Source organism: Streptomyces sp. NPDC002055 (assembly GCF_040296705.1).
GTDB lineage: Bacteria > Actinomycetota > Actinomycetes > Streptomycetales > Streptomycetaceae > Streptomyces.
Genome location: NZ_JBEOXS010000007.1, coordinates 170,642 through 195,455, shown reverse-complemented (window position 1 = coordinate 195,455; position 24,814 = coordinate 170,642). Strand labels below are relative to the sequence as shown.

Here is a 24,814-nt window from a genome sequence, read left to right as displayed (position 1 = left end):
GGGGGTTCCGGAACGTATATTTACGGCCCTGGGGGCCACAAATACACGGAAGTTTCCGGAACCCCCCACCCCTGCGCCCCCACCCCCTTGCGTACGGACCACCGGCCCGTCGTGGCGCGCCGCCGTCCTTGCCCGGCCCTGCGGGCCCCGCTGCCGTCATGTCCGGACCAGGCCGGTGGCAGCGCTCCGTCGCGTTCATCTCGCTCCGTGGCACCGCGCCCTGCAGCGTCGTCGCCTCCTCGCAGCCCTCTGGTCCCATGGATCGGGTTCAACTGGTCCTGCGGGGTGGCTTCTTCGCGTGCACTGGGGGCAGTGCTGCGACCCTCCGTGCGGGGCGAGTGGGGATGTTCCTGGGGCGCTACGGCGGTTGCGGGGGTGGTTCGGCCAGGTCTCCGAGGCGGATCGGTTGGGCGATCGGGCGGCGGTCCGACGGGGGGAGGCCCGCGAGGTCGGCGGTGTTGCGGCCGCAGATCCGGCCCTGACAGGGGCCGAGGCCGGCGCGGCTGGTGAGTTTCAGGACGCGCATGCCGTCGGCGCCGCGGTCCCGGAGTGCGGTCCGCAGGTCGCCGTAACCGACCTCCTCGCAGCGGCAGATGAGGGTGTCGTCGGTGAGCCAGCCGCGCCAGCCCGGGCGGACCGGGTGGGCCGCGGCGAGCGCGGTGGCGAACCGGCGGCCCGACCGGACGCGGGCCGCCGCGCGCGGTGTGCTCGCGCCGATGGCGGCCGCGCCCGCCACGGTGCCCTCGGCCGCCGCGAGGTCCGCGCCGCCGATGCCGGTGATCTCGCCCGCCGCGTACACCCCGGGCACCGAGGTGGCCTGGCGGGCGTCGACCGCGACGACCGGGTGGCCGTCCGGGCCGGGGTGCAGGGAGCAGCCCGCGGCGACGGCCAGTTCGAGCTGCGGGGTGAAGCCGAAGCCGACGCAGACGGCGTCCACTCCGTCGATGCGCCGGAGGGCGCGGATGTTCCAGTCCCGGTCCAGGCGGGCCACGGTCACCGCCTCGACGCGGTCCGCGCCGTGCGCCGCGACCACCGCGGTGCGGTGGCGGTACGGGACGTTCCGGCGGGCCAGCCGGGCGGTGTACGCGGCGAGTTCGGGGAGTTTTGCGCAGCCGTCCCGGAGTGCGGTGACGGGCCGGCGCAGCCAGCGGGCGGGCGTGCCCGCCTCGTACACGCCGAGCACCTCGGCGCCCGCGTCCAGCAGGGCGGACGCGACGGGGAGCAGGAACGGGCCGGTGCCGGAGAGGACCACCCGGCGGCCCACCGCGAGACCCTGTCCCTTGGCCAGTGCCTGGGCGGCGCCCGCCGTGCAGACGCCGGGCAGGTCCCAGCCGGGGAAGGGCAGCGCCCGGTCGTACGCGCCGGGGCAGAGGATCAGCGACCGGGCGTCCAGGGTGTCCACCGGCCGTGAGGCGTCGGCGGGTCCCTGCTGGGTGTGGATGCGGTGGGTGCCGTCCGGGCCCGGTTCGACGGCCCAGACGGACGTGTGCGGGCGGTGGTCGATCCGGGGGTGGGCGAGCACCGCCCGGGCGGGCGCGGCGGGTGTTTCGGTGGGCGCCTTTCGGTGGAACTGGCCGCCGGGGCGTGCGCCGTTGTCGAGCAGCACGACGTCCGCGGCGGCGCCGGCGGCGAGGGCCGCCGCCATTCCGGCGGGCCCGGCGCCCACGATGACCACGGCGTTCATGACGCGGTGCCGATGGTGTCGCCGTCGGCCGCCTCGCGGAGGCAGGCGCGGACGTCCGGCAGGCCGTTGACCGTCACCAGGCAGTCGTGGCAGACCCCGATCCCGCAGAAGACGCCGCGCGGCCGGCGGCCGGTCCGGGTGGTGCGCCAGGAGGTGCGGCCCGCGGCCAGGAGCACCGCCGCCACGGTCTGTCCCGGCCGGAAGCCGCGCGGCTCCCCGTCGACGGTCACTGTGGGCACGGCGGTTCCTCCAGTCCCGGACGGTCCACCCGGAACGGCTCCGGGTCCAGATGCGGCCGCTCCCCGGCGTACAGCTCGGCGAGCAGTTCGCCGGTGGCCGCGGCCAGGCCGATGCCCGCGCCCTCGTGGCCGGTCGCGTGCCACAGCCCCGGCCGCCGCGGGTCCTCGCCGATGACCGGCAGATGGTCCGGGGTGTACGGGCGGAAGCCGCCGTAGGCGCGCATCACCGGGACGTTCCGCAGGCCGGGGAAGAGGACGGCCGCCCGGCGGGCCAGGCGGCGCAGGACGTCGATCCGCACGGTGTCGTCGAAGCCGGCGCGCTGCCGGCTCGACCCGATGAGGACGGTGCCCGCCCGGGTCGACTCCACCACGGTCGAGGTCCTCAGGTCGGCGTCGTCGCTGCCGACCGCGCCGACGTACCCGGCGTCGTACACCTTGTGCCGGACGGTGCCGGGTGGCAGCGGGGCGGTGACCAGGATCACGCCGCGCCGCGGCAGGACGGGCAGCGGGGCGCCGGCCGCGGCGGCGAAGGTCGCGGTCCACGGGCCGCAGGCGCTCACCACCGCGCCGCAGGGGATCGTGCCGGCGCGGGTGACCAGGCCGGTGACCCGGTCGCCGGTCCGGTCGACGCCGACCGCTTCGACGCCGGTCCGGACCTCCCCGCCTCGGGCGCGGACCGCGGCGAGCAGTGCGGTGGCGGCCAGCACCGGCTGGAGCTGGGCGTCCTCCGGGTAGAACACCGCGCCGCGCACCTCCGGAGTCAGGCCCGGTTCGCGGTCCGCGGCCTCGGCCGGGGTGAGTGCCCGGGCGGTGACGCCGGCGGCGCGCTGGGCCGCGGCGAACTCCGTGAGGGCGCCGGCCTCCTCCGGCCCGGTGGCGACGACCAGCCCGCCCTTGGGCTCGTACTCGCAGGCGGCGCCCGGGCCCAGTTCGTCCGCGAGGGCGGCGAGCAGCCGCGGCCAGCGGCGCAGGGAGGCCTGGGCGAGGGCGAGTTCGGGGCCCGGCGGCTTGTCGGAGACGAGGAGGTTGCCCTCGCCGCACGCGGTGGTGCCGGAGGCGAGCGGACCGCGGTCCAGGACGGCGACCCGTAAGCCGCGGCGCGTCAGGGCCTCGGCGCAGGCCGCGCCGGTGATGCCGCTGCCGACGACGATCACGTCGGGGTGTTTCCGGAGGACGAGCATGCACCGCACCGCCGTTCTCTAGAAAGAACGGCAGTGACGTTAGTGCGGCGCCGTGGAGCGGTCAATGCCCTCGGGGTACTCGATCAGCAGCACCGAGGACACCGGCGTGTCGCCCGCCGCCTCGTAGATGTGCGGACGCGCCCCGGGCAGGCAGACGTAGTCGCCGGGCCCCAGCTCGTACGGGTCCTCCGGCGGGCCGACCCGCAGCACCCCCGCGGTGACCACCACGTGCTCCACGCCGGGATGACCCTCGGAGTGCTGCCGGGCCCCGGGGCGCACCCGCTGGTCGTAGACCTCCAGCACCCCGCCCCGGGGTTCGATCCGGCGCAGGATCCGCAGGTCCACGGCCTCGCTGCTCAGCACTTCGAGCCCGGCGGAGCGGACGAGCAGCACGTCCGGTTCGGTGCGCTCGGTCAGGAGATCGGAGACGGGCACCTTGAGAGCGTTCGACAAACTGAACACTGTCTGGATCGTGGGGTTGCCGAGCCCCGCCTCCAGCTGGGACAGCGCGCTCTTGGCCACGCCCGACCTGCGGGCGACCTCGGACAGCGACAGCCCCCGCTCCGTGCGCAGGGCACGGAGGTTCGCCCCCAGCATCCGCCCCGCCCGCCCCTGCTCCCCGGCCACGGCTCCTCCTCGGTCGGCGGCCGCCACTGTATCCGGGGCATTTCTGGCCAGAGGTGGTGGGCGGATGGTGGAGTGGCCTTATGAGCACCTCGGACAGGAACACCACGGCGGGGGACATCGCGGCGGGAGACGCCATGGGCGGGGGCATCGCCGCCGAGAGCCACGAGCAGCGGGCGGCGCGGCGGGAGCGGGCCGTACGGGCCGCCGTCGAGCAGGGCCTGATCGGGACGGAGGAGCCGGTCGTCGGACTGCTGGACGTGGCCGGCATCCGGGAGTCCGCCGCCGCGCTGCGGGCGGCGTTCGACGAGGTCACGGCCCCCGGCACGCCCGTACTGCACGCCTTCGCGGTGAAGGCCGCGCCCCTGGTGCCGGTGCTGCGGCTGCTCGCCGAGGAGGGGGTGGGCTGCGAGGTGGCCAGCCCCGGGGAACTGGCGCTCTCCCGCGCGGCCGGGGTGCCCGTCGGCGACACCGTGCTGGACTCCCCCGCCAAGACGCCCGCCGAGCTGCGCGAGGCGCTGGAGCTGGGCATCGCCCTCAACGCCGACAACCCCCAGGAGCTGGCCCGGATCGACGCGGCGGTCGCCTCCGCGCCGAGCCGCTCACCGCTCGGACTGCGGGTCAATCCGCAGGTCGGTGGCGGTTCCATCGGTGCGCTGAGCACCGCCACCGCCACCTCCAAGTTCGGGGTCGCCCTGCGCGACGAGGGGGCTCGCGACTGGGTGCTGCGCGCCTACGCGGAGCGGCCGTGGCTGACCCGGCTGCACGCCCACACCGGCTCCCAGGGCGTCCCTCTGGAGCTCATGGCGGAGGGCGTACGGGCCACGTACGAGCTGGCCGAGGAGATCAACGCGGCGGCCGGCCGAAGGCAGGTCGACACCCTGGACATCGGCGGCGGCCTCCCGGTCAACTTCGGCTCCGACGAGACGACCCCCACCTTCCGGGACTACGCGCAGGTGCTGCGGGACACCGTCCCCGGGCTGCTCGACGGCCGGTACGGGCTGGTCACCGAGTTCGGCCGGTCGCTGCTGGCCAAGAACGGCCTGGTGCTGGCGCGGGTGGAGTACACCAAGAGCGCGGGTGGACGCCCCATCGCGGTCACCCACGCCGGGGCCCAGCTGGCCACCCGCACGGTCTTCGTCCCCGATGCCTGGCCGCTCCGGGTGGAGGCGTACGACGCGCAGGGCCGGCCCAGGACCGGACCGGCCGTCGCCCAGGACGTCGCCGGGCCCTGCTGCTTCGCGGGCGACCTGGTGGCCGAGAACCGCCCCCTGCCGGCGGTCGAGGCCGGTGACCTCGTCGCGCTGCTCGACACCGGCGCGTACTACTTCACCAACCACTTCGCCTACAACACGCTGCCGCGCCCGGCGGTGCACGGCTTCACCGGCGGGCCCGCGGAACCGGTGCGCTTCGCGATGGCGCGGCCCCAGCAGACGGTGGAGGAGCTGGTCGCGGAGAGCGGGGGCGGCTTCCGGGACGCCTTCACGGGGGCGTGACGGCGGAGGTGTGACGGCGGAGGTGTGACGGCGGGGCTGTGACGGCGGCGGTCCGACGGCCGGGGGCGTGACCGGACGGTCCTCCGGCGGGGCGGGACGGGCCGGCCGATACGTCCGACGCCCCCACCCCGGCGCATCCCGACGCCCACACCCCGGCGGGCGCTCCTCAAGCCACGAACAGCCGCTCAGTCCACGAACAACCCACGCGCCGCGGCCCGTGCGTCGAACTCCTCCAGGCTCGCCTGCGCGTCCGGCAGCGCGTCGCACATCGCCTCCAGCAGGACCCGACCCAGCAGCATCGGCGCGCAGGCCGTGTCGAAGGCGAGCCCGGTGCCGACGGCCGCGGGCAGCAGCAGATCGGTGTGCCCGGCCACCGGGGCGAAGGCGCTGTCGGCCACGGTGACCACGGTCAGGCCCGACTCCCGGGCGTGCTCCAACGCGTCCACGACCTCCCGCGGGTGACGTGGCAGCGCGAAGCAGAGCAGGGCGTTCGCCCCCGCCCGCGCCGCGGCGTCGATCCGGTCGGCGAGCATCGTGCCGCCCTCGTCGAGCAGCCGGACGTCCGGGTGCACCTTGGCGGCGAAGTAGGCGAAGCCGCGGGCCTGCGCGGAGGCCGCCCGCAGGCCGAGGACCGGCAGCGGACGGGATCCGGCCAGCAGCCGTCCCGCGCGCTCCACCGGCGCGGGGTCGGCGAGCAGCGCCGCGAGGTGCCGCAGATTGCCGATCTCGGCCTGGACCGCCTGCTGGTACTCGTTGAGCGCCGCCGCCTCCGCCTCCGGCCGCTCCGCGGGGGCGACCTCGCGCAGGTGCCGGCGGAGCGCCGGGTAGCCGTCGAAGCCCAGGGCGACCGCGAACCGGGTCACCGACGGCTGGCTGACCCCGGCGAGTTCGGCCAGCTCGACGCTGGACAGGAAGGGGACGTCCGCGGCCCGCCGCACCATGCAGTGGGCGATGCGCCGCTGAGTGGGCGTCAGCCGGTGCCCCTCGAAGAGCTGTTGCAGCCGGGCGGCCGCGCCCTCCGTGCCGCCGCTGTCCGCGTCGCTCATCCGGTCCTCCTGTCCGTCGTGCGGCGAGCTCCGCCCGCGGTCCGGTGGGCGAGCGGGGATCCGGCCGCGTCCCGTCGGCGCCCGGGCCCCGGACCGGGAGGCGCCGTGGCCGTCCCGAGCCGGCAGGCCCCGTGACCGTCCGGCCCGGAGACCGCGGCGGCGGCAACTATTCAGCCACCATGAGCTCTGCATGACCATATACAGGCAGCCCCGGTCGACGCACCCTTCCGCGACGTCGGCCGGCCTGCCCGGAAGGACGGCCGACCCGAAAGGACGGGCTCAGAGCGGCGGCAGCAGGCGCTTCTGCGGCTTGCCCATGGCGTTGCGGGGCAGCGCCTCCAGGAAGACCACCCGGCGCGGGCGCTTGTGGGCCGACAGATGCCCCGCCACGAAGTTGATCAGCTCGTCCTCGCCGGTCCCGTCGGCCACGACATAGGCCACGATCTGCTGCCCCAGGTCGTCGTGCGGGACGCCGACGACGGCCGCCTCCCGGACCGCGGGGTGGTCCAGCAGGGCGTTCTCCACCTCGCCCGCGCCGACCCGGTAGCCGCCGGACTTGATCAGATCGGTGGAGGCGCGGCCCACGATGCGGTGGGTGCCGTCGGGCTCGACGGCGGCGATGTCGCCGGTGCGGAACCAGCCGTCGTCGGTGAAGGACGCGGCGGTCGCCTCGGGCCGGCCGAGGTAGCCGCTGAACAGGGTCGGACCGGTGAGCTGGAGCTCCCCGATCCCGCCCCCCTCCTCGGCGACGACCCGGGTCGCGATGCCGGGCAGCGGGGTGCCGACACAGCCGGGCCGGCGGTCCCCGTCGGCCCGCGCGCTGACGGTGATCAGCGTCTCGGTCATGCCGTACCGCTCGACCGGCCGATGCCCGGTCAGCTCCGCCAGGTCGCGGAAGACGGGGGCGGGCAGCGCCGCGCTGCCCGACACCAGCAGCCGGGCGCCGCTCAGCGCCCGCGCGGCCGTGGCGTCCCCGGCGACCCGCCCCCACACCGTGGGGACGCCGAAGTACAGGGAACCGCCCGCCGCCGCGTACGCCCCGGGCGTCGGCCGGCCGGTGTGGACCAGGCGGCTGCCGACCCGCAACGCCCCCAGCACCCCCAGCACCAGGCCGTGCACATGGAACAGCGGCAGCCCGTGGACCAGGGTGTCGCCGGGCGTCCACGCCCACGCCTCGGCCAGGGCGTCCAGATCGGCGGCGACGGCCCCACGCGGGATCAGCGCGCCCTTGGGGGCGCCGGTCGTGCCGGAGGTGTAGAGGATCAGCGCGGTGGTGTCCGGCGCGGGCTCGACCTTGTTCCAGTCGGCCCGCTCCCGGACGTCCACCGGGACGCCCTCCACGCCGTCCGCGCCGTCGCCCCCGAGCAGCAGTTCGGCGCCCGAGTCCCGCAGGATGTGGCTCCGTTCGGCGGGCCCGGCGTCGGGCGGCAGCGGGACGACCGGAACCCCGGCCAGCAGCCCGCCGACCACGGCCACCACGGTCTCCAGCGAGGCATCGGCCCGTACGGCGACGGCCGAGGCCCCCGCGATCCGTCCGGCGACCGCGCCGGCCGCTCCCACCAGCTCCTCCCGGGAGGCGGCGCGCCCGGCGACGGTGAGCGCGTCGGGACGGTCGGCGCCGTACGGCCCGGCCAGGGAGGGCAGCAGAACTCCGGTCACGGATGCGCTCCTTCACCCCGGGGACTCCCCCGGTTCGGATGGGGGCAAGGCCCCGTTGCGGTCACCGTGACCGTAGCGCGCGGGGCGCGGCGGCCCGGAGCCGGGGAACCGTGACGCCGGGAGCCGCACGTGCCGGAAAACCCCTGCGGCCCCGGCCGGAGCCGGGGCCGCAGAGGGGAAGCGGATGAGCGGGGACCGCCGCACCCCGGCCGGGAGGCCGGGGGCGGGACGACGGCGGTCCCCGCCGGGGACGCGGGCCGGGTCGGGCCGGTCTGCCACGTCCGGGCGCCAGGGAGGTCCGGGAGCCGCTCCGGAGGTCCTGGGCGCCGCCTGTGGTGGCCGGTGTCGTCCTTGCCGACATCCCCTACGGTGCCGCATCCGTGTTAAGTCCGTGCTGCGTGCGCGTGACGCATACGTACCTCTTACGCGACGGCCCGCCCCGGGAGGGTCATTTGGCGTCCTTCGCCAGGAACGCGAGCAGGTCCTGCCGGCTCACCACGCCCTTCGGCTTGCCCTCCACCAGCACGACCGCGGCGTCGGCCCGCTCCAGGACCGACATCAGGTCGGCGACCTGCTCGCCCGAGCCGACCTGCGGCAGCGGCGGGCTCATGTGCTTCTCCAGCGGGTCGGTGAGCGACGCGCGCTGGGCGAAGAGGGCGTCCAGCAGCTCCCGCTCCACCACCGAGCCGATGACCTCGGCCGCCATCACATCGGGGTGACCCGCGCCGGGCTTCACGATCGGCATCTGCGAGACGCCGTACTCGCGCAGCACGTCGATGGCCTCGCCGACCGTCTCGTCCGGGTGCATGTGGACGAGCGAGGGCAGGGCGCCCTCCTTGTACGCCAGGACGTCGGCGACGCGGGCGCTGGTCCCGGCCTCCTCCAGGAAGCCGTAGTCCGCCATCCACTCGTCGTTGAAGATCTTGCTGAGGTAGCCGCGGCCGCTGTCCGGCAGCAGCACGACCACCACGTCGTCCGGGCCGAGGCCCTCGGCGACCTTCAGCGCGCCGACGACCGCCATCCCGCAGGAGCCGCCGACCAGCAGGCCCTCCTCCTTGGCGAGCCGGCGGGTCATCTGGAAGGCGTCCTTGTCGGAGACGGCGACGATCTCGTCGGTCACCTTCGGGTCGTACGCGGTGGGCCAGAAGTCCTCACCGACGCCCTCGATCAGGTACGGCCGGCCGGAGCCGCCGGAGTACACCGAGCCCTCCGGGTCCGCGCCGACGATCCGCACCCGGCCCTCGGAGATCTCCTTGAGGTACCGGCCGGTGCCGCTGATCGTGCCCCCGGTACCGACGCCCGCGACGAAGTGCGTGATCTTCCCCGCCGTCTGCTCCCACAGCTCCGGGCCGGTGGTCTCGTAGTGCGACCGCGGGTTGTTCGGGTTGCTGTACTGGTCGGGCTTCCAGGCGCCGGGCGTCTCCCGGACGAGCCGGTCCGAGACGTTGTAGTACGAGTCGGGGTGCTCGGGGTCGACGGCGGTCGGGCAGACCACGACCTCCGCGCCGTACGCCCGCAGCACATTGATCTTGTCGGTGGACACCTTGTCCGGGCAGACGAAGATGCACTTGTAGCCCTTGCGCTGGGCCACGATCGCCAGGCCCACCCCGGTGTTGCCGGAGGTGGGCTCCACGATGGTGCCGCCGGGCTGCAGCGCGCCGGACTCCTCGGCCGCCTCGATCATCCGGACGGCGATACGGTCCTTCACGGACCCGCCCGGGTTGAAGTATTCGACCTTGGCCAGGACGGTCGCCTGGATGCCCTCGGTCACGTTGTTGAGCCGCACCAGCGGGGTGTTGCCGACGAGCTCAATCATCGAATCGTGATACTGCACGACGTTCTCCAAGTCAGGCGGGGTCTCCGCGGTCAGGCGGGCAGCCGCTCTCGCGGGCCCGTGCCTGCCCAGCCTATTCCGCCCGGGCCCGCCGTACGGAGGCGTTGCGGGACCGGCCCCACGGGGCACCTAACCAGTGGCACGGTCGGACAGCGGGAGGCGGGCCGGACACATGTCGATGTCGAGGGCGAGGGTGGCGCGGCGGATCGCGGCGGCGGCGGCATACGGCGGCGGGGGGATCGGACTGCTGGGCGGCGCCACGGTCGGGCTGCTGATGACCGAGGTGCAGCTGGCGCGACGGGTGGTGGGCGGCTCGGGCGACCTCCCGCCGAACGCGGACGGCCGCTACGGGACGGCCTTCGCCCGGCAGGCCGGCCGACGGCCGCTGCGGCTCGCCCTGGCCGGTGACTCCACCGCTGCCGGACAGGGCGTGCACCGCCCGCGGCAGACACCGGGCGCGCTGCTCGCCTCGGGGCTGGCGGCGGTCGCCGAGTGCCCGGTGGACCTGCGGACCGTGGCGCTGCCCGGCGCCCAGTCCGACGACCTGGAACGGCAGGTCACGCTGCTGCTCACGGACAGCAGCCTGGTGCCCGACGTCTGCGTGATCATGATCGGGGCGAACGACGTCACCCACCGCATGCCGCCCGCCCGCTCGGTGCGGCTGCTCGCGGACGCGGTGCGCCGGCTCCGGGAGAAGAACTGCCAGGTGGTCGTCGGCACCTGCCCCGACCTGGGCACCATCGAGCCGGTCTACCAGCCGCTGCGCTGGGTGGCCCGCCGGATGAGCCGGCAGCTGGCCGCGGCCCAGACCATCGGCGCGGTCGAACAGGGCGGCCGGACGGTCTCCCTCGGCGATCTCCTCGGCCCGGAGTTCGAGGCGAACCCGCGGGAGCTGTTCGGCCCGGACAACTACCACCCGTCGGCCGAGGGCTACGCCACCGCCGCGATGGCCTTGCTGCCGACGCTCTGCGCGGTGCTGGGGCTGTGGCCCGCGGAGGAGGACCGGCCGGACACCTCGCGGCACGAGGGCATCCTGCCGGTCGCGGAGGCCGCGGCGCAGGCGGCCGCGGAGGGCGGCACCGAGGTCGCGGCGGCCGCGCCGGTCGGCATCCGGGGTCCCTGGGTGCTGCTCAAGCGCCGCCGCCGGCGGCGTCTCCCGCCGAGCGACCTGCCGGGCGCGGCCCGGGCGAAGGTGCGGGGACCGGACTCCACCGTGCACGGCCCGGACTGACCCGGCGGGCCGGGCGGATGCCTGGGCGGCGCCCCCGGGAGCACGGACGCGGCCTCGCTCCCCGCGTCGCTCCCCCGTTCCGCTCGGTGCGGCACCCCGTCCCGTTCCGCCCCGGTGGGCGGAACGGGGCGCCGACCGGTCGGCGATCCGGACGCGCCGGCCGGCGGAAAGCGTGCCGGCCACCGGCGGAAACGGGCGCCCGCGACCGGCGGTCCGGGCCGCCGACCGGGGCCGACGGCAGGGCGTGGCCCGCCGCCCGCACGCCCCCGGCCCGGCCGGTTGGCGGCTCCGGGCCGCGGGTACACCCCGGTCGGCGGCGCCGGGGCTCCCGCACTCCCACCGCGACACACCTGAGCGGGCGCTTAGAAAAGAGGCCCGCGTCACAGCACCCAAGCCGTGACCTCGGCAGTACGTGCGGGTAACTTCCCACACAGTTCTGCCTTTCCGCCCGCCGTGGCCCGGTCGCGCCCCCGACGAGGCGCCGCGCGCGCCACCTCATTCCCTCTGGAGCCGTGATGCCCGAAGCCGTGATCGTCTCAGCAGCCCGCACACCGATCGGACGCGCCTTCAAGGGCTCCCTCAAGGACGTCCGCCCGGACGACCTGACCGCCGGGATCATCGAGGCCGCGCTCGCCAAGGTCCCCGAGCTGGACCCGCGCGACATCGACGACCTGATGCTCGGCTGCGGCCTCCCCGGCGGCGAGCAGGGCCACAACCTGGGCCGGATCGTCGCCGTCCAGCTGGGCATGGACCACCTGCCGGGCTGCACCATCACCCGCTACTGTTCCTCCTCGCTCCAGACCTCCCGGATGGCGCTGCACGCCATCAAGGCCGGTGAGGGCGACGTCTTCATCTCGGCCGGTGTCGAGACCGTCTCGCGCAGCATCAAGGGCAGCTCCGACGGCCTGCCGGACACCCACAACCCGCTCTTCGCCGACGCCGAGGCCCGCACGGCCGCCCGCGCCGAGCAGGCGGGCACCGACTGGCACGACCCGCGCGAGGACGGCCTGATCCCGGACGCGTACATCGCGATGGGGCAGACCGCCGAGAACCTGGCCCGCCTCAAGGGCGTGACCCGCCAGGACATGGACGAGTTCGGCGTGCGGTCGCAGAACCTCGCCGAGGAAGCCATCAAGAACGGCTTCTGGGAGCGCGAGATCACCCCGGTGACCACCCCCGACGGCACGGTCGTCAGCAAGGACGACGGTCCGCGCGCGGGCGTCACCGTGGAGGGCGTCCAGGGCCTGAAGCCGGTGTTCCGCCCCGACGGCCTGGTCACCGCGGGCAACTGCTGCCCGCTGAACGACGGCGCCGCCGCCCTGGTGATCATGTCCGACACCAAGGCCCGCGAGCTCGGCCTGACCCCGCTGGCCCGCATCGTCTCCACCGGCGTCTCCGGCCTCTCCCCCGAGATCATGGGCTACGGCCCGGTCGAGGCGTCCAAGCAGGCCCTGCGACGGGCCGGGCTGTCCATCGGGGACATCGACCTGGTCGAGATCAACGAGGCGTTCGCCGCGCAGGTCATCCCCTCCTACCGCGACCTGGGCATCGACATCGACAAGCTGAACGTCAACGGCGGCGCCATCGCCGTCGGGCACCCCTTCGGCATGACCGGCGCCCGGATCACCGGCACCCTGATCAACAGCCTGCAGTGGCACGACAAGCAGTTCGGTCTGGAGACCATGTGCGTCGGCGGCGGCCAGGGCATGGCGATGGTCATCGAGCGGCTGAGCTGAGCCCCGACGGCGGCCGGGGGCCGGGGGAACGAGGACCGGCCCCTGCCCGCCGCAGGCCGAGCGGAACGCGACCCGCGGCAGGCCGCCGAGCCGAGCCGCCGCAGAGGGCGGAGGCCACCCGGGGAACCGGGACCGCCCCCGTCCCGCAGCGGAAGCGAAGCGGAACCGGACCCCGGGGAACGCGCCGCCGACCGGCGCCCGACGGCCCGGGATACGGGCGTCCGCACCGGCCACTCGGCCGTGACCGAATCTCCCCCAGGATGTGATGTATGTCCTGGGGGAGCTTCATTTGTGCAGGTCGAACCCTTGCCCGTGGACGGACAAGGCCCAAGGGCCCGACCCTTTCAGGACGTTTTGCACTGCCCGAGGGAGACGGCGCACGACAAGCTGAGGTAGGAATTCGGGGGATCCAGTCGAATCGGGAGTACGTCAGTGAGCGCCATGTCCCTTGCCCTGCTGTTGGCCGCGGTCGCCGCCACGGCTCTGGGCGCAGCGGCCCTGCACACTGCTCGTGGTCTGCGGAAGCAGCTCACCGCCCTGCGCGCGGAGCTCTCCCGACCGGCCGCGGCGGAGTCCGCCGCCGTCCCCGCCGCGCGCGCGGTGCCCGCCGAGGAGATACGGGCGGCCGTGGCCGACGCCCTCGCCGAGGAGCGCGAGCGGGAGCTCGCCGAGGCGCGGGCGTTCTGGGCGGCTCAGGAGGCCCGCGACGCGGCCGACTCGCCCCCGCTGCTGGGCCCGCTGACCGGCCCGGGCGACGACGCCCCGCTGTATCTGCCGCGCCAGACCGACTTCGCCGGGGTGGAGCCGTTCCTCGGCGCCGAGGCACTCGACGCGCTGGACGCCCTGGAGGCGGCCATCGAGGAGCCGGGCGTGCCGGCCGAGGACGTCCCGGAGTCCGCGGAGTCCCCGGAGCTGGCCGCGGCCCGCCGACGGCACCCCTCGCACCCCGCCAACTCCCAGGACACGGGCGGCGGCACCCCGGTGCCGGCCGTCGCGGACCACGAACGCACCGTGACCCGGCTGGAGCAGCTGGCGGAGAACGCCACGCCGCTCACCGACGTCCGCCCCGGCCCGCTCGGCACCCTGGACGTGTACGTCTTCGCGGACGGCACCACGATCTGCATGACGCCGGGCGACCGGGAGACCGCGGAGCAGCTCGCCGCGGCGCTGCGCGCGGGCAACGCGCCGGTGCTGCTGGGCGGTTCCGGCATCTCCGGCGCCTACGCCATGACCTTCGCCTACGGCGAGGAGAGCGTGTTCGTCCTCGCGGACCGCGTCATCGCCTCGCTCTGACGCCCGCGGAAGCGGCCCCCGGGGCCGGCCGCACCGGCGTCGGGCCCAAGAGCCGACCGCCCCGCACCCGGCTCCGGCCCCGTACCGGCACGCGTCAGAGGCCGCAGCGCTCCGCTGCGGCCTCGACCAGTGCGACGGCGTCGGCGAGGTCGGCGCCCCCGGGCGCGGGGGCGGACGGCTGCGCGCCGGACGCGCGCCGGAGTGCCTCCGCCAGATCGTGACCCGCCACCGCCACCTGGTCGGCCACCGCGAACATGCCCACCTCGGGCATCGGCCGGGGCTCCACCCCGGGGGACTCGATGCCGTGGGCCCGCCGGGCCAACTCCCGGGCCAGCGCCATCCCCTCGTCGGCGGCGCCCCGCTGGAGGCGGCTCTGCGGGGCCGACCGCAGCCGGTCGGCCAGACTGTCCACGGCGGCCACCAAGGGCGTCACATCAAGCACGGCGCGAGCCTATGCGCCGCCCCGGGCCTGTTGCCAACGGGCGGACAGTCGGGCACGGTGTCCGGAAGGACCAATCCGGCACACGCAAGTGAACCGGCAATGGACGCGTCCGGAGGCGCTGATGTCCCAAGTCTTCTCCGAAGAGACCCACCGGAACCTGCTCTCCCGTATCCCCCAGTGCACTGGTCGTGAAGTCTCCGACTGGCTGCGCACCGTCGATGACGGCCCCGCTCTCCTCCGCTTCGAGGAAAAGGTCAACTGGCTGCGCGGCGCGCATGAGCTCGCCTACGGCCACGCCAAGGCGATCATCCATGAACACGATCTGAGGCGCGCCGCGCGCAAGCGCGGCTAGGGCCTGCCGTCCGGATCGGTCCGGGCTCGCGGTGATCGGCACCGCTCCCCGAGCCCGACCGGTCCGCACGACAGGGCCAGGACGCGCCCGGGAGCACGGCCCGGCAGCGGCCCGCGCGCACCACCACCCGTCCGAGCAAAGGCCGAAGGCCCGGAGGCACAATGCCTCCGGGCCTTCGCGGTGTCCGTACGGCGCGCGGGGCGCCGGGACCCGTGCGTCAGTCGCCGCGCAGGATCGAGATCAGGCGCAGCAGTTCAAGGTAGATCCACACCAGCGTCAGGGTGAGACCGAACGCCGCGAGCCAGGACTCCTCGCGCGGCGCGCCGTAGGCGATGCCGTCCTCGACCTGCTTGAAGTCCAGCGCCAGGAAGCAGGCGCCCAGGACGACGCCGATGACGCCGAAGAGGATGCCCATGCCGCCGGTGCGGAAGCCGAGACCGTCACCGCCGCCGAAGGCCATGAACAGCAGGTTCACGGCGGTCAGCAGCACGAAGCCGATGGCGGCCGCCATCACGTAGCGGTAGAAGCGCCGGTTCACCCGGATGAGCCGGGTGCGGTAGGCGATCAGCACACCGACGAAGACCGCCAGCGTGCCGAGGACCGCCTGCATCGGGGCACCCTCGAGCTGCGCGTTGATCGCGCCGCTGAGACCGCCGAGGAACAGGCCTTCGAATGCCGCGTACGTCAGGATCAGGACAGGCGAGGCCTTGCGCTTGAACGCCTGGACCAGGCCGAGCACCATCGCGATCAGACCGGCACCGATGGCGAGGCCGAGGCCCTGGCCGGACAGCGCGATCCAGCCCGCGACGGCACCGACGATGACCGTGCCGAGCGTCATGCCCGTCCGCATGACGACGTCGTCCATCGTCATCCGGCCGGCCTGCGGCGGCGCTCCCTGTACGTAGGGGTCGGCCATCTGCGTGTGCTGGTCGGCGGGCTGCGCGTACGGGTTGCCCGCCTGCTGGGCGTACGGGTTGCCGGGCGCCTGCGCGTACGGGTTGCCTGCGTACGGGTTGCCCTGCTGGGCTGCGGCGGGGCCCCCGGCCTGCGGCGGCGCGTTGAAGCCCGCGTAGCCGGTGTCGCGGCTGAACCCTCGTCGCGAGAAGACCGGGTTGCTGCTCCTCATCTCATTCCTCCATGGCCGTCGGGCGCGACCTTGCCCCAAGAGTAATGGGTAAGCAAAGGATGCACTCTAGTACCGGAGGAGGATCTTTGGGAGGAGTCGGGACTCCCTGAGAGGAACCCGGAGCCACGCGTCGCGCCCGGACGGGCACGAAGAGTGCGCCCCAGGGATGGCGAGGTGCCCGGAGCCGGACGTGAACCACACCCCCTCGACCTCACGACACCGCGAGCCGTTGACCATTCGCGCAGAATGACCGAAATGCACCCGCACTTCGACCGGCAACCCCCGGGGTGACCAGGCGGATGCGCCACTCTCCCCAAACTCACCCATACGGGTCATACAGGGAGCTGTCGAATCACGGTCGTCGGGTACCTCCATTCAGGGATCAGGAGGGGGTCGGCGCACCGGACAACCCGCCCGGACCCTGCCGGGCGGCACCCGTGAAGGCCGGGGCTTCGTCCCACGATGAGTCGATCGACTTCACGAGTCGCGCGGGACTGTCATGCGACCGCTACTCGCGGCCCTGCCGGGACATCCGCACACTGCCCCACACGCCGAACCCCACAAACACCGTCGCCAGACCGGCGATCAGACCCCCGTAGGACTCCGGCTTCCAGGACTCGTCTTCCGGGTCGGCCACCCCTTCGGGGTCGTACCGGACGCGCAAGGCGTCACCTCGCTCGATCCCGTCCTCGCAGCCGTGACCCTCCTTGAGGTCCGGCTCTATCGCCTGCCCATGCGGCTTCCGCAAGGTGCACTGGGCGGTCTTGTTGGAATTCTCATTCTTCACCGCCACGACCGTGGCCTCGGCCCAACGGCCGCGCTCCTTCAACGCCGAGTCCTCGCCTGCGCCATGTGACACAAAACCCAGCAGCGCGCCGGTGAAAAATGGCAGCAGGAGCTGCCACGCCAACTTCCGCCGACTGTAGGGGACACGTCGAATCGCGAAGATCGGCACCGCACACGAGGCGAACGGGATGGGGAACCAACCCAGCACAGGAGCCGCGCCCCCGCCGATCCACGAATCCAGCGGGACCGCAGGGGCCGACCATGGGAACACGACCGTGGAGTCCTCGTCACCGCGGGAGTCCTCGTCACCGCGGAGCCCTCGTCACCGAAGCACTCTGCCTGCTGCGGGGCGGCGAACGGCCCACACCCTGACGCTACTTCACCTGGTGACTGGCGCTCTCCCCAGCAGCGCTCCCGCGCCGCATGACGTACGCCCTCCGGGCACGATCGCGCCGCGTGCTCCCATTGCGCTCCCACAACGAGAACTCGCGGCGTCCCCATCCCACCCTTCGCCCTGGTCAGGCCCCGCATCCTGCGAGGTGCCCGGAGCCGGACTCGAACCGGCACGGCCCGAAGGCCAGTGAGGTTTAAGCTCACCGTGTCTGCATTCCACCATCCGGGCGGGCTTCCCGAACCGTCCGAACGTCTTACGGTCCTCCCCAGAGCGCAGCCCGAGCCTATCCGGGCCCGTCCCCCGAACAGCCCTGCGCCAGAACGAGGTTGTCTGATTTTATTGGCAGCTGAGGGGGCGTCAGCAAGGCGCTGGCAGTGGTAGAGACCTTGTCGGGCCGGATGGCCCGGGTCACCGCTTCGGCCGGGATTGACGGAAAATGGCCGCCCCTCTCAGGGGTGCTGTCATCCCCAAGGAGGACCCGGCGACGCCGGGCTACCTCCCAGGACTGCCGACGGAACCGGCGCCGGGGCTGATTACGGAGGGCCCCCTCGGCCAGCACGATGGAGGGGTCCTCAAGAACAGCACCGTCCGACAGGAGCATCCGTGACCACCACCTCTTCCGGCGTACAGACCGCCTCCCGCACCGCGGTGGCCGCCCGCGCCACGGATCTGACCAAGGTCTACGGCGCGGGCGAGACCCAGGTGGTCGCGCTCGACAGGGTCTCCGTGGACTTCCGCAGCGCCGAGTTCACCGCGATCATGGGCCCCTCGGGCTCCGGCAAGTCGACGCTGATGCACTGTGTCGCGGGCCTGGACTCCATATCGTCCGGATCCGCCCTCATCGGTGACACCGAGCTGACGAGACTGAAGGACAAGCAGCTCACCCGGCTGCGCCGCGACAAGATCGGCTTCATCTTCCAGGCCTTCAACCTGCTGCCGACCCTGAGCGCGCTGGAGAACATCACCCTTCCGATGGACATCGCCGGCCGCAAGCCCGACGCGACGTGGCTCGATCTGGTGGTGCAGACCGTGGGGCTGTCCGGACGGCTGAAGCACCGGCCGACCGAGCTCTCCGGCGGCCAGCAGCAGCGCGTGGCCGTCGCCCGCGCCCTGGCGGGCAAGCCCGAGATCATCTTCGCGGACGAGCCCACCGGCAACCTGGACTCGCGGTCCGGCGCCGAGGTCCTCGGCTTCCTCCGCAACTCCGTGCGCGAACTCGGCCAGACCGTGGTGATGGTGACCCACGACCCGGTCGCCGCCTCCTACGCCGACCGGGTGATCTTCCTGGCCGACGGCCGGATCGTCGACGAGCTGCACGGCCCGACCGCGGACGGCGTCCTCGACCGGATGAAGCGCTTCGACGCCAAGGGCCGCACCAGCTGAGCCCACGGCCGACCCGCCGCCCAGCACCACCCGCCGCCTCGCACCGCCGACCGCCTCGCGCCACCGGCCACCCAGCGGGCCGGCCGCCGGGCACCTCCGCCGTTCCGCGTCGCGCCCTTCCGCGTCCGCCGTCGCCCGCCGCCCGGCCTTCCCGCGGCTCCGCCGCGCTCCTTCGTCTGCCCTCCGCCCCTGCTGCCACCGGCACGCCCCGAGACCGGGGCGGGGGCTTCTCCCTCAGGAAAGCCAATGTTCCGAACCGCCCTGCGCAATGTGCTCGCGCACAAGGCCAGACTGCTGATGACCGTGCTCGCCGTGATGCTCGGCGTCGCCTTCGTCTCCGGCACCCTGGTCTTCACCGACACCATCGGCGACGCCTACAAGAACAAGATGTCCCGAAGCTTCGACCACACCTCCGTGGCCGTCCACAACAACGGCACCGTGGCGGAGGACGACACCTCCGAGCCCGAGCCCGTGCTCACCGAGGGACTGCTGAAGAAGATCCGGAAGCTGCCGGGCGCCGAGTCCGCCACCGGCGTCGTCTCCGGCTTCACCGCGCTCGCCGACAAGCAGGGCAAGCCGGTCGGCAAGGACTGGGGGACCACGGGCGCCAACTACGTCCCCGGCCCCGACGGCAAGGACGCCCGCTACTCCTTCTCCAGCGGCCGGGCCCCCCGGTCCTCCGGGGAGATCGCGCTGGACAGCGCCACCGCCTCACGCACCGGCTACCGGGTCGGCGACACCGTCCGGCTGTCCACCAACGGGCCGGTGATGAAGCCGAGGATCACCGGCGTCTTCCACACCGACGACGGCCATGTCGTGGCCGGCGGCAGCCTCGTGCTGTTCGACAACGCCACCGCCCGCACGGCGCTCGACAGGACCTCCGAGTACGACGAGATCACCGTCGTGGCCGCCCCCGGCACCTCCGAGACCGCCCTCAAGAGCGCCGTCGAGAAGATCCTGCCGAAGGGCACGGAGGCCATCACCGGCCGGACCCTCGCCGCCGAGCAGGACGAGATGATCGCCGAGCGGACCGCGTCGATGAGCAACATGCTCCTCTACTTCGCCGCCATCGCGCTCTTCGTCGGCATCTTCATCATCGCCAACACCTTCACCATGCTGGTCTCCCAGCGCACCCGGGAACTCGCCCTGATGCGCGCGGTGGGCGCCTCCCGCCGCCAGGTGACGCGCTCCGTCCTGGTCGAGGCGCTGCTCGTCGGCGTGGTCGCGGCGGCCTCCGGCTTCCTGCTGGGCATCGGCGTCGCCGTGGGCCTGCGCTCGCTCATCAACATGACCGGTGCCTCGCTGCCCGACGGGCCGCTGGTGATCGCGCCCGTCACCGGGCTCGTCTCGCTGGTCGTCGGTGTCGTCGTCACCATGCTCGCCGCCTGGCTGCCCGGCCGCCGCGCCGCGAAGGTGCCGCCGGTCGCCGCGATGAACAGCGTCCACGCCACACCCACCACCCGCAGCCTGGTCGTCCGGAACATCATCGGCTCGGTCATCACCGCGCTCGGTGGCGCGCTGGTCTTCCTGGGCGCCTCGATGGGCGAGGACGGCAACCCCGTCATGGCGGGCGGCGCCGGCTGCCTGCTCATCGGTGTCATCGTGCTGACGCCCCTGCTGTCCCGCCCGGTCATCGCGGCCGCCGCGCCGCTGCTCGACCGCCTCGGCGTCCCGGGCAGGCTGGCCCGGCAGAACGCCCTGCGCAACCCGCGCCGCACCGCCTCCACCGCGGCCGCGCTGATGATCGGCCTCACCCTCATCACGGCGATGACCGTGCTCGCCACCTCCGCGCAGAGCGCCCTCGACCGGATGGCCGCCGACTCCCTGAAGGCCGACTACACCGTCGGCATGGCCAACTACCAGCCGCTCGCCCCGGAGGTGGGCGAGAAGCTGGCGGAGCTGGACGGCGTCGCGACGACCAGCCCGGTCCGCAAGGCGTACGGCGAGGCGGACGGCAGCTACTCGGCCTTCAACGGCGTCGACCCGAAGTCCGTCGACCGGCTGCTCGGCCCGGACTTCACCAGCGGCTCGTTCGCCGGCCTGGCGGACCGGGGCGCGGTGATCGACCGTGAGACCGCCGACGACCTGCACCTCGGCATCGGCGACCCGCTCCCGGTGAAGTTCGACGACGGCAAGAAGGACCGGCTGAAGGTCGTCGGGATCTACCACTCCAACGACATGGTCCACGGCATCTACGTGGCCACGTCCGTGGTCACCCCGCACCTGGAGGAGCCCGGCGACGAGCAGGTGCTGGTCAAGATGGAGAAGGGCGCCTCCGAGGCGGCGCAGACCGCCATCGTGAACGCACTGGGCAAGAACCCCGGCATCCAGATCATGGACAAGGAGGACATCAGCAACAAGGTCGGCGAGATGATCAACCTGATGCTGAAGATGCTGTACGGCCTGCTCGGCATGGCGGTGCTCATCGCGGTGCTCGGTGTCGTCAACACCCTGGCCATGTCGGTGTTCGAGCGGAAGCACGAGATCGGCATGCTGCGGGCGATCGGCCTGGACCGCGCCAAGGTCAAGCAGATGGTCCGGCTGGAGTCGGTGGTGATCTCGCTGTTCGGTGCCCTGCTGGGGATCGGGCTCGGCGTCTTCCTGGCCTGGGCGGCGGGCCGGTCCATCGGCGAGAAGATGAAGACCTACGCGATGGAGATCCCGTTCGACCAGATCGGCATCTTCCTGCTCGCAGCCGCGGTGGTCGGCGTCCTGGCCGCGGTCTGGCCGGCCCGGCGGGCCGCCCGGCTCAACGCCCTGGAGGCCATCAAGGCCGAATAGCCCCCGGCGGCAGGGCCCGTCCGCACGGTACGCACCGTGCGGACGGGCCCTGTCCGCCTGGCCGCCCCCGCACGGCGGGGGCCGCGGGTTCAGCTCCGCCAGTCGCGGCTGCGCAGCGGCAGCCCCGCGTCCCCGGAGCCGACGGTCCGGACCGCGAGGACCTGGTTGACGCCGATCCGGTTGCGCTCGAAGGAGAGCGCGGACGCGGCCATGTAGAGCCGCCAGACCCGGGCCCGGCCGGGCGAGGTGAGGCGGACGGCGTCCGTCCAGCCCGCTTCGAGGTTGGCCACCCAGTGGCGCAGCGTGCGGGCGTAGTGCTCGCGGATCGCCTCCAGGTCGCGCACCTCGAACCCGGCCTCCTCCAGCAGCGAGACCGTGCGGCCGACCGGCGCCAGCTCCCCGTCGGGGAAGACGTAGGCGTCGATGAAGGCGTCGACCCGGTAGCGCTCCTCGTCGCCCAGCGGACGGCGGGCGATCTGATGGTTCAGCAGCCGCCCGCCGGGCTTCAGCAGCCCGTACAGGGCGGCGGCGTAGTCCCGGTAGCGGGCGGCGCCCACATGTTCGGCCATCCCGATCGAGGAGACCGCGTCGTACGGACCGTCGGTGACATGGCGGTAGTCCTGGACGCGGATCTCCACCCGGTCGGTGAGCCCCGCGTCGGCGATCCGCTTGCGGGCGTAGGCCGCCTGCTCGGTGGAGAGGGTGATGCCGACGGCCTGCACGCCGTACTCGCGCGCCGCGTGCAGCACCATCGAGCCCCAGCCGCAGCCGACGTCCAGCAGCCGGTCCCCCGGCTGCAGGGCCAGCTTGCGGCAGACCAGGTCGAGCTTGGCCCGCTGCGCCTCCTCCAGCGACGCCCCCTCCTCCCAGTAGGCGCAGGAGTAGACCATGGACGGCCCGAGCACCAGCTCGTAGAAGTCGTTGCCGACGTCGTAGTGGTGGCTGATGGCGGCCTTGTCGCGGCGCGGGCTGTGCAGCACTCCGGTGCGGCTGCGCATCTCCTCGGGCGGCGGGGCCGGCGGCAGGCCCGGACCGGCCAGCGTGATCAGCTCCCGGACCGCGGCCCGCTGCCGGGGGTCCCGCAGGCCGGCGAGCCGGCTGAGCGCCCCGCTCCCGTCGCTGCCGGGGTCGCGCTCCCAGAGGAGGCCGGCGAGCCGGTCGAGGCCCTCGTAGAGATCGCTCTCGAAGTCGAGTTCACCGGCGACCCAGGCCCGGGCGAGCCCCAGCTCCCCCGGCCGCCACAGCAGCCGGCGCAGGGCGCGGCGGTGACGCAGCACCAGGGTGGGGGCGCCCGGTGGGCCGGCCTCGCTGCCGTCCCAGGCCCGCAGGCGGACCGGGAGGGGTGATCCCAGCAGTTCCTCGGCAAGTGCGGTGAGCCGCGACGCGGCCTCGGCCATGTCGTACACCTCCGTGACGGCGGATCGACGGGGTCCATCACCTGTATCAACGCCAACGGACCCGGAACGCAGTCCTGTTGCCGTGTAAGAGAACGGCAAAGAGCACCTACAGTCCATACGCCGAAATGCGCCCGCAAACCACCCCCCGCACCGGGGGCGCTCGGCGCAGAAGCCAGTGTCGGCTCAGGGCCCACGGCAGCCGGCGAGGCTCGGGGCCGGGACCGCCAAAAGCACCCGGACGGGCGTCCGCACCGGAGGCGGCTTCACGGACCGGAAGGGGCCCCGCAGGCCGGGACGACGGCCGGGGCGCTGCCGGGCGAGCGGCCGGGGTGCTGCCGGGCGGCGGCCGGGGTGGCCGGACGCACCGCGGGGCCGGTTCGGTGAACCGGCCCCGCAAACGCCCGCAGGGACGTCCGCACCACGGATGGCGGACGTCCCTGCGGACTACTGCTCTGTGCTGCCCTGCGGCGTCAGGCCTTGGCCTTCTCCGACGGGCCGGCGGCCTTCTCCGCGGACACGGCGGCCGGCACCGGGCGGGCGGCCTCGTAGAACTCCTCGCGGGGGTTCTCCATCGCGCCGAGGGAGACGACCTCGCGCTTGAGGAACATCGCGAGGGCCCAGTCCGCGAAGACCCGGATCTTCCGGTTCCAGGTCGGGACGGCCAGACCGTGGTAGCCACGGTGCATGTACCAGGCGAGGCGGCCACGGAGCTTGATCTTGGCCTTGCCCATCACGATCATCGCGACGCCCTTGTGCAGGCCGAGACCGGCGACGGCGCCCTTGTTCGCGTGCTTGTACTCGGTCTGCGGGAAGCCCCGCATGCCGGAGATCACGTTGTCGCCGAGGACCTTGGCCTGGCGCAGCGCGTGCTGCGCGTTCGGCGGGCACCAGGCGTTCTCGACGCCGGCGGACCGGGCGGCGAGGTCCGGCACCTGGGCGTTGTCGCCCGCGGACCAGATGTAGTCCGTGCCGTTGACCTGGAGGGTCGGCGTGGTGTCCACGTGGCCGCGGGGGCCGAGCGGCAGGCCGAAGCGGGCCAGCGCCGGGTTCGGCTTGACGCCGGCGGTCCACACGATGGTGCTGGAGTCGACCTCGAGGCCGTTCTTGAGCACGACGTGACCGTCGACGCAGGACTCCATCGAGGTGCTGAGGTAGATCTCGATGCCGCGCTTCTGGAGGTGCTCCAGGCCCCACTTGCCGAGCTCGGGACCGACCTCGGGAAGGATCTTGTCCGCGGCGTCGACGAGCACGAAGCGCATGTCCTCGCGCTCCACGTTCGGGTAGTACTTCGCGGCGTCGCGGGCCATGTCCTCGACCTCGCCGATGGTCTCCGCGCCGGCGAACCCGCCGCCCACGAAGACGAACGTCAGGGCCTTGCGGCGGACGTTCTCATCGGTCGTCGAGTCGGCCTTGTCGAGCTGCTCCAGGACGTGGTTCCGCAGGCCGATGGCCTCCTCCACACCCTTCATGCCTATGCCCTGCTCGGCCAGGCCCGGGATCGGGAAGGTGCGGGAGACCGCGCCGAGGGCCACCACCAGGTAGTCGAACGGCAGGTCGTACGCCTCGCCGACGAGCGGCGTGATCGTGGCGACCTTGCGGTCCTGGTCGATGGTGGAGACCCGGCCGGTGAGAACCTCCGCCTTGGGAAGCACGCGTCGCAGGGGGACAACGACGTGCCGCGGGGAGATGCTGCCGGCGGCGGCTTCGGGAAGGAAGGGCTGGTACGTCATGTACGAGCGCGGGTCGACGACCGTGACGGTCGCCTCGCCGTACCGCATCTTCTTGAGGATGCGGCGTGCCGCGTACAGGCCTACGTACCCACCGCCTACTACGAGGATCCTGGGACGCTCCGTGGTGCTCATGATTCGAGTATCCAGCACCCCTCGGGGGGGTGCTCGTGAGCCCCTTCACAAGCATCGGGCACCCCTCTGCTACACTCCGCCGCCGCCGTGACCGAGGTCATGGCGTCGGACGGAACATCAGTGTAGGCAAGGGCGTTGAACACCCTCCTGAACTGGCCTTGTGTCCGCCGACACACCCTGCGGCCCGAAGCGGACCGACGCGGCGCAACACTCCCGAAACAGGGCGGCGACCCTGGCTTCGGAGGCGGAGCGGGCACTTATCCGGGGT

19 protein-coding genes and 1 tRNA gene are annotated in these 24,814 nt (G+C 73.5%); 7 read left to right on the top strand and 13 right to left on the bottom strand.

What is annotated here, in order from left to right:
• Positions 1-358: 358 nt before the first annotated feature.
• The 4 genes from ABT112_RS06405 to ABT112_RS06390 are packed head-to-tail and all read right to left on the bottom strand — an operon-like array spanning position 359 to position 3,731.
• A complete protein-coding gene (locus tag ABT112_RS06405; RefSeq protein ID WP_351506149.1) occupies positions 359-1,684 on the bottom strand; it encodes an FAD-dependent oxidoreductase in 1,326 nt (441 codons plus the stop codon).
• On the bottom strand, positions 1,681-1,923 hold the full coding sequence (locus ABT112_RS06400) for a 2Fe-2S iron-sulfur cluster-binding protein (protein WP_351506148.1): 243 nt from the start codon (positions 1,921-1,923) through the stop codon (positions 1,681-1,683). The genes ABT112_RS06405 and ABT112_RS06400 overlap by 4 nt, the downstream gene beginning before the upstream one ends.
• On the bottom strand, positions 1,911-3,104 hold the full coding sequence (locus ABT112_RS06395; protein WP_351506146.1) for an NAD(P)/FAD-dependent oxidoreductase: 1,194 nt from the start codon (positions 3,102-3,104) through the stop codon (positions 1,911-1,913). Before ABT112_RS06395 ends, ABT112_RS06400 begins: the two co-directional genes overlap by 13 nt.
• 39 nt (positions 3,105-3,143) lie before the next feature.
• Positions 3,144-3,731, bottom strand: coding sequence for a helix-turn-helix domain-containing protein (locus ABT112_RS06390; protein WP_351506144.1), 588 nt, complete (start codon positions 3,729-3,731; stop codon positions 3,144-3,146).
• 134 nt (positions 3,732-3,865) lie between these two features.
• Here ABT112_RS06390 and ABT112_RS06385 point away from each other — a divergent pair, with 134 nt between their 5' ends.
• Positions 3,866-5,224: a type III PLP-dependent enzyme domain-containing protein gene (locus ABT112_RS06385; protein ID WP_351506186.1), complete on the top strand. Its 1,359-nt coding sequence runs from the start codon at positions 3,866-3,868 to the stop codon at positions 5,222-5,224.
• A gap of 185 nt (positions 5,225-5,409) precedes the next feature.
• Here the strand turns inward: ABT112_RS06385 and ABT112_RS06380 are convergent, their stop codons facing one another.
• From ABT112_RS06380 to ABT112_RS06370, 3 genes are all read right to left on the bottom strand, one after another.
• The gene (locus ABT112_RS06380; RefSeq protein ID WP_351506142.1) at positions 5,410-6,270 is read right to left on the bottom strand and encodes a MurR/RpiR family transcriptional regulator; all 861 of its coding nucleotides are present in this window, start codon (positions 6,268-6,270) and stop codon (positions 5,410-5,412) included.
• 279 nt (positions 6,271-6,549) lie between these two features.
• Positions 6,550-7,929, bottom strand: a complete 1,380-nt coding sequence (locus ABT112_RS06375; RefSeq protein WP_351506140.1) for an acyl-CoA synthetase — start codon at positions 7,927-7,929, stop codon at positions 6,550-6,552.
• Between the two features lie 448 nt (positions 7,930-8,377).
• The gene (locus tag ABT112_RS06370; RefSeq protein WP_351506138.1) at positions 8,378-9,763 is read right to left on the bottom strand and encodes a cystathionine beta-synthase; all 1,386 of its coding nucleotides are present in this window, start codon (positions 9,761-9,763) and stop codon (positions 8,378-8,380) included.
• A gap of 172 nt (positions 9,764-9,935) precedes the next feature.
• Here ABT112_RS06370 and ABT112_RS06365 point away from each other — a divergent pair, with 172 nt between their 5' ends.
• The 3 genes from ABT112_RS06365 (at position 9,936) to ABT112_RS06355 (ending at position 14,023) form a co-directional block, all read left to right on the top strand.
• Positions 9,936-10,994 carry an SGNH/GDSL hydrolase family protein gene (locus ABT112_RS06365; RefSeq protein WP_351506136.1) on the top strand — a complete coding sequence of 353 codons (1,059 nt, stop codon included), beginning with the start codon at positions 9,936-9,938 and terminating at the stop codon, positions 10,992-10,994.
• Between the two features lie 515 nt (positions 10,995-11,509).
• Positions 11,510-12,730, top strand: a complete 1,221-nt coding sequence (locus ABT112_RS06360; protein ID WP_351506134.1) for an acetyl-CoA C-acetyltransferase — start codon at positions 11,510-11,512, stop codon at positions 12,728-12,730.
• A gap of 432 nt (positions 12,731-13,162) precedes the next feature.
• Positions 13,163-14,023 carry a hypothetical protein gene (locus ABT112_RS06355; protein ID WP_351506132.1) on the top strand — a complete coding sequence of 287 codons (861 nt, stop codon included), beginning with the start codon at positions 13,163-13,165 and terminating at the stop codon, positions 14,021-14,023.
• Positions 14,024-14,117: 94 nt separating this feature from the next.
• Here the strand turns inward: ABT112_RS06355 and ABT112_RS06350 are convergent, their stop codons facing one another.
• Positions 14,118-14,465, bottom strand: a complete 348-nt coding sequence (locus ABT112_RS06350) for a hypothetical protein (protein ID WP_351506130.1) — start codon at positions 14,463-14,465, stop codon at positions 14,118-14,120.
• Between the two features lie 121 nt (positions 14,466-14,586).
• Here ABT112_RS06350 and ABT112_RS06345 point away from each other — a divergent pair, with 121 nt between their 5' ends.
• Complete coding sequence (locus ABT112_RS06345; RefSeq protein WP_351506128.1) at positions 14,587-14,817, top strand: DUF4287 domain-containing protein; 231 nt, start codon at positions 14,587-14,589, stop codon at positions 14,815-14,817.
• A gap of 217 nt (positions 14,818-15,034) precedes the next feature.
• On the opposite strand, the gene ABT112_RS06340 is transcribed toward ABT112_RS06345, so the two are convergent.
• The 3 genes from ABT112_RS06340 to ABT112_RS06330 all read right to left on the bottom strand — a co-directional run bounded on the left by ABT112_RS06340 (position 15,035) and on the right by ABT112_RS06330 (position 17,351).
• Positions 15,035-15,943, bottom strand: a complete 909-nt coding sequence (locus ABT112_RS06340; protein ID WP_351506127.1) for a Bax inhibitor-1/YccA family protein — start codon at positions 15,941-15,943, stop codon at positions 15,035-15,037.
• A 508-nt stretch (positions 15,944-16,451) separates the two neighbouring features.
• Complete coding sequence (locus ABT112_RS06335) at positions 16,452-16,853, bottom strand: hypothetical protein (protein WP_351506125.1); 402 nt, start codon at positions 16,851-16,853, stop codon at positions 16,452-16,454.
• Between the two features lie 416 nt (positions 16,854-17,269).
• Positions 17,270-17,351, bottom strand: a tRNA-Leu gene (locus ABT112_RS06330).
• Positions 17,352-17,726: 375 nt separating this feature from the next.
• On the opposite strand from ABT112_RS06330, the gene ABT112_RS06325 reads away from it, so the two are divergent.
• Together ABT112_RS06325 and ABT112_RS06320 are read left to right on the top strand one after the other, a co-directional pair.
• Positions 17,727-18,506, top strand: a complete 780-nt coding sequence (locus ABT112_RS06325; RefSeq protein WP_351506123.1) for an ABC transporter ATP-binding protein — start codon at positions 17,727-17,729, stop codon at positions 18,504-18,506.
• 246 nt (positions 18,507-18,752) lie between these two features.
• A complete protein-coding gene (locus ABT112_RS06320) occupies positions 18,753-21,287 on the top strand; it encodes an ABC transporter permease (RefSeq protein ID WP_351506121.1) in 2,535 nt (844 codons plus the stop codon).
• A gap of 89 nt (positions 21,288-21,376) precedes the next feature.
• On the opposite strand, the gene ABT112_RS06315 is transcribed toward ABT112_RS06320, so the two are convergent.
• Entirely contained in the window at positions 21,377-22,684 is a 1,308-nt protein-coding gene (locus ABT112_RS06315; protein WP_351506119.1) for a class I SAM-dependent methyltransferase, read from the bottom strand.
• Positions 22,685-23,154: 470 nt separating this feature from the next.
• The gene (locus ABT112_RS06310; RefSeq protein WP_351506118.1) at positions 23,155-24,546 is read right to left on the bottom strand and encodes an NAD(P)/FAD-dependent oxidoreductase; all 1,392 of its coding nucleotides are present in this window, start codon (positions 24,544-24,546) and stop codon (positions 23,155-23,157) included.
• Between the last annotated feature and the right edge of the window lie 268 nt (positions 24,547-24,814).